This is a genomic window from Streptomyces sp., assembly GCF_050698815.1.
GTDB lineage: Bacteria > Actinomycetota > Actinomycetes > Streptomycetales > Streptomycetaceae > Streptomyces.
Window position 1 is genome coordinate 1 of sequence record NZ_JBOHCV010000378.1, and the last position, 4,629, is coordinate 4,629.

Genomic DNA, 4,629 nt, shown 5'->3' on the forward strand with positions numbered 1-4,629 from the left:
GCGCCGAGCTGGCCGCCGACCGCCGAGCCCGCGGCGATGAGCACGACCGCCGTCCAGTCGAAGTCGGCGACGAAGAGGAAGAAGACCGCGGCGGTGCCGTTGGCGACGGCGCCGAGGACGTTCTTGACGGCGTTGACGCGCTGCAGGGTCTCATCGAGCGACAGCCCCATGAGGGCGAGGTAGAGGACGCCCTGGGCGGCGCCGAAGTATCCGCCGTACGCGCTGGAGAACAGCAGCCCGGTCTGCAGCGGCACGCCACCGTACGGGTGCGGCGTGCCGCCGCGGCGCTCGCGTCGGCGCTGGACGAGGCGGCCGAGCCACGGCTGGATGACGACGAGAACCAGGGCGATCCCGATCAGCGCGGGGACGATCATGTCGAAGGCGCTGGACGGCAGGGTGACGAGCAGGACCGCTCCGCCGAGGGCGCCGAGGAGGACGACGCCGCTCAGGCGGAGCACACGTCGCAGTTGCCCGCGCAGTTCGCGGCGGTAGCCGACGGCGCCGCTGATCGAGCCGGGGACGACGCCGAGGGAGTTGGAGACGTTGGCGGTGACGGGCGGCAGGCCGACGGCGAGCAGTACCGGGAAGGTGAGCAGGGTGCCGGAGCCGACGACGCTGTTGATGGCTCCCGCGCCGATACCGGCGGCGCACACCGCCACTGCCTCCCAGATGGTCACGCGGCGCCCCTCAGGCATGATCAGTGGTCGTTCCCGAACCACTGATCATGCCTGAGGGGCGGACGACCTGCGCGTCCGGGTCAGTCGATCTTCGGCTGCTGCCGGGGCGGCTTGACCATGCCCGGTGAATCGCCTCCGCCGCCGGTGCTGCTGCTGCCCCCGCCGGGCCGGAAGCCGTCCAGGGCGCCGCCGAGGCCCTTGAGGGCGTCGCCGATCTCGCTGGGCACGATCCAGAGCTTGTTGGCGTCGCCCTCGGCGATCTTCGGGAGCATCTGGAGGTACTGGTACGACAGCAGCTTCTGGTCGGGGTCGCCGGCGTGGATGGACTCGAAGACCGTACGGATGGCCTGCGCCTCACCTTCGGCGCGCAGGGCGGCCGAGCGCGACTCACCTTCGGCACGGAGGATCGAGGACTGCTTCTCACCTTCGGCGGTGAGGATGGCGGACTGCCGCACACCCTCGGCCTGGAGGATGGCCGCGCGCTTGTCACGGTCGGCGCGCATCTGCTTCTCCATCGAGTCCTGGATGGAGGTCGGCGGCTCGATGGCCTTCAGCTCGACACGGTTGACGCGGATGCCCCACTTGCCGGTGGCCTCGTCCAAGACGCCGCGCAGCGCCGCGTTGATCTCCTCGCGGGAGGTGAGGGTCCGCTCCAGGTCCATGCCGCCGATGATGTTGCGCAGGGTGGTGACGGTGAGCTGCTCGATGGCCTGGATGTAGCTGGCCACCTCGTAGGTGGCGGCTCGGGCGTCGGTGACCTGGTAGTAGATGACGGTGTCGATGTTGACGACGAGGTTGTCCTGGGTGATGACCGGCTGCGGGGGGAAGGGGACGACCTGCTCACGCAGGTCGACGCGGTTGCGGATGGTGTCGATGAACGGCACCACGATGTTCAGGCCGGCGCTGAGGGTGCGGGTGTAGCGGCCGAAGCGCTCCACGATGGCGGCGCTTGCCTGCGGAATGACCTGGATCGTCTTGATGAGTGCGATGAAGACCAGCACCACCAGGATGATCAGGACAATGATGATGGCGTCCATCGCCAGGCCCCCTGCACGTCGGCGAACAATCTGTCGATCTGTCGTTACCGGCTATCACATCACGGTTATCACATCACGACGGCCGTGGCTCCGTCGATCTCCACGACGTCGACCTGCCTGCCCGGTTCGTAGGCCTCACTCGCGTCCAGCGCCCGCGCGGACCAGACCTCACCGGCCAGCTTGATCCGGCCCCCCTGGCCGTCGACGCGTTCCAGGACCACGGCCTGCCGGCCCTTCAACGCGTCGACTCCGCTGCGCAGACCGGGCAGCTGTGCGTTGGACCGCTTGGCGAGCGGGCGTACGACGAGGATCAGGGCGGTCGAGACGACCGCGAAGACGAGGACTTGGGCGACCCTGCCCCCGCCGAGTCCGGCGGTGACGGCTCCGGCCACCGCACCGACGGCGAACATGCCGAACTCGGGCATCGCCGTGAGTACGAGAGGAATTCCCAGCCCTACGGCGGCGATCAGCCACCACACCCATGCGTCCACGCCCCCATCGTAGGCGGGAGATCAACGCAACGGCAGTCCCTGAGCGGTCCAGCGGTCGCCGTTCTGCTCCACGACGAGCGGAAGCCCGAAGCACAGGGAGAGGTTGCGCGAGGTCAGTTCGGTTTCGATGGGTCCCGCGGCCAGCACCCTGCCCTGGCGGATCATCAGGACGTGGGTGAACCCCGGGGCGATCTCCTCGACATGGTGGGTGACCATGAGCATCGAGGGCGCGTACGGGTCGCGGGCGAGCCGGCCGAGGCGGCGGACGAGGTCCTCACGCCCGCCGAGGTCGAGCCCGGCGGCGGGCTCGTCCAGGAGCAGCAGCTCCGGGTCGGTCATCATGGCGCGGGCGATCATCGTGCGCTTGCGCTCGCCCTCGGAGAGGGTGCCGTACTTGCGGTCCAGGTAGTCGTTCATGCCGAGCCGGTCGAGGAAGGCGAGCGCGCGGTCCCGGTCCACGTCGTCGTAGCTCTCCCGCCAGTGCGCGGTCATGCCGTACGCCGCGGTCAGCACCGTCTCCAGCACGGTCTGGCTGCGCGGCAGCTTGTCGGACAGGGCGATGCCCGCCATGCCGATGCGGGGCCGGAGTTCGAAGACGTCGATGCTGCCGAGCCGGTCGCCCAGGACGGTGGCGGTGCCGGTGGTCGGGAAGAGGTAGCTGGAGGCGATGTTGAGCAGGGTGGTCTTCCCGGCGCCGTTGGGGCCCAGGATCACCCACCGCTCGCCCTCTTTCACCGACCAGGAGACGTCATCCACCAGTGCACGGCCCTCGCGGACCACGGATACGTCCACCAGGTCCAGTACATCGCTCATGAGCGCGCGTCTCCCCTTGCCAGTCGCTGTTGCTGTGCCGGCGGGGCACAGTCTCCAGGGGAAAACCTACGCCACCCCTCCGGGCGTGCGTTCCCCGCCAGGGGTCACGGGACGGCCTCTAGGCTGGGGTCATGCTGGAGGAACCGCGTTCGGGGCGGCTGGCCGCCTGGGGAAACGCACTACTGGCCGCGGCGACCTCGCCCGACGAGGCGGCGCTGCGGATCGCCGGGGAGGACGCCGTACACCGGGTGGCCGGGCTGCCGGAGCCGGACGGGAAGGAGTCGCCGCCCGTGGGGCTCACGCTGGCTCTGGGCCGACTGCGTGCGCTGGGGGCGTCGGGGCTGCGGGTGGCGCTCCCGGTGCCGGGCCATCCGCTCGGGCTGAGCGGGCCGCCGGAGTTCAACAGCCGGGCGCTGGAGGCGGGTGAGGCGGTACTGGTCTCGGGGGTCGCCCTGGGCCTCGTACCGGAGGTGCACGAGGAGGGCCCGGAGCACGGCGAGGTGCATGCCGACGACCTGCATGTCGAGGTGGTCTGGCGGTGTCTGACAGTGCGGGAGGGGCCGCCCGCGGACGTACCGTCGCTCGGCGAGGCGGAGCGGGAACTGGCGGAGGCCCTGCGGGAGGCGACGGAGCTGCTGACGCGGCTGGACGTCGCCGGTTCCGGGCCGGTGGCGGATGCCGCGCTGGCGGCGTACCGGGCCCGGATGGAGGCGGGACGGCAGCTGCTGGCGCCGGAGTATCCGCCGCGTGCGGTGCGGGTGCTGGAGCTGGCGCAGCGGGTGGGTGCGCTGGTGGCCATCGCCTACGGGGACGGCGGTGACGGCAGGGCGCACGGCGGCGCGGTGAGCGCGTCCCAGATCACTGCGCGGGAGGAGGTGCTGCGCCCGGTGGAGCGTACGGCGCGCCGGGCGCAGGTGGCGGCGTACAACGCCTACGCGGAGGAGGTGGAGCGCGGACGGGACGGTCGCTAGAGGCTGTGTGTTCACCCGGCCAGTCCGTGCCGTACGGCCCACAGCGCCGCCTGCGTTCGGTCGGCGAGGTCGAGCTTCATGAGAATGTTCGAGACGTGCGTTTTGACCGTCTTCTCCGACAGCACCAGAGCCCGGGCGATCTCCCGGTTCGAGCGCCCGTCCGCGATCAGCCCCAGCACCTCTCGCTCCCGGTCGGTCAACGACGGGCCGCGGCCGGTGCCGCCGCCGTCCTCTTCGGACAACAGCGCCCCCGCGACCTCCTGCTGCAGCAGTACGTGCCCGGCGTGCACGGAGCGGATGGCGTCGGCCAGGGCCTCCGGGTCGACGTCCTTGTAGACGTATCCGGCTGCGCCCGCCCGCAGCGCGGGTACGACGGTGCGCTGTTCGGTGAAGCTGGTGACGACCAGGACACGCACCGGGCTGCCCCGTTCGCGCAGCTGCCGCAGGGCGTCGATGCCGTCGGTACCGGGCATCTTCACGTCCATCAGCACCACGTCGGGGCGGAGCTCCTCGGCGCGTGCGACGCCCTCCGCCCCGTCCGACGCCTCGCCCACGACCTCGATGTCCTCCTGGATCTCCAGGAACGTACGCAGCCCGCGCCGCACCACCTGGTGATCGTCCACCAGCAGAACCCTGATCG

General features: G+C 70.8%; 6 protein-coding genes. 1 reads left to right on the forward strand and 5 read right to left on the reverse strand.

Annotated elements, in window-relative coordinates; genetic code table 11:
- The 4 genes from ACRDP3_RS13750 to ACRDP3_RS13765 all read right to left on the reverse strand — a co-directional run.
- A partial coding sequence (locus ACRDP3_RS13750; protein ID WP_431517203.1) for a sulfite exporter TauE/SafE family protein occupies positions 1-677 on the reverse strand: 677 nt, incomplete at its 3' end.
- Between the two features lie 80 nt (positions 678-757).
- Positions 758-1,714 carry an SPFH domain-containing protein gene (locus ACRDP3_RS13755; protein ID WP_431517204.1) on the reverse strand — a complete coding sequence of 319 codons (957 nt, stop codon included), beginning with the start codon at positions 1,712-1,714 and terminating at the stop codon, positions 758-760.
- A 68-nt stretch (positions 1,715-1,782) separates the two neighbouring features.
- Entirely contained in the window at positions 1,783-2,205 is a 423-nt protein-coding gene (locus ACRDP3_RS13760; RefSeq protein ID WP_431517205.1) for an NfeD family protein, read from the reverse strand.
- A 21-nt stretch (positions 2,206-2,226) separates the two neighbouring features.
- On the reverse strand, positions 2,227-3,018 hold the full coding sequence (locus ACRDP3_RS13765; protein WP_431517206.1) for an ABC transporter ATP-binding protein: 792 nt from the start codon (positions 3,016-3,018) through the stop codon (positions 2,227-2,229).
- A 131-nt stretch (positions 3,019-3,149) separates the two neighbouring features.
- On the opposite strand from ACRDP3_RS13765, the gene ACRDP3_RS13770 reads away from it, so the two are divergent.
- Positions 3,150-3,989, forward strand: coding sequence for a hypothetical protein (locus tag ACRDP3_RS13770; RefSeq protein ID WP_431517207.1), 840 nt, complete (start codon positions 3,150-3,152; stop codon positions 3,987-3,989).
- A gap of 11 nt (positions 3,990-4,000) precedes the next feature.
- Here ACRDP3_RS13770 and ACRDP3_RS13775 read toward each other — a convergent pair whose 3' ends face one another.
- Positions 4,001-4,627, reverse strand: a complete 627-nt coding sequence (locus ACRDP3_RS13775; RefSeq protein WP_431517208.1) for a response regulator — start codon at positions 4,625-4,627, stop codon at positions 4,001-4,003.
- Between the last annotated feature and the right edge of the window lie 2 nt (positions 4,628-4,629).

Coding starts and splice junctions, on each gene's coding strand:
- ACRDP3_RS13765 (WP_431517206.1), bottom strand. CDS start 3,018: ATGAGCGATGTACTGGACCTGGTGGACGTATCCGTGGTCCGCGAGGGC.
- ACRDP3_RS13770 (WP_431517207.1), top strand. CDS start 3,150: ATGCTGGAGGAACCGCGTTCGGGGCGGCTGGCCGCCTGGGGAAACGCA.
- ACRDP3_RS13755 (WP_431517204.1), bottom strand. CDS start 1,714: ATGGACGCCATCATCATTGTCCTGATCATCCTGGTGGTGCTGGTCTTC.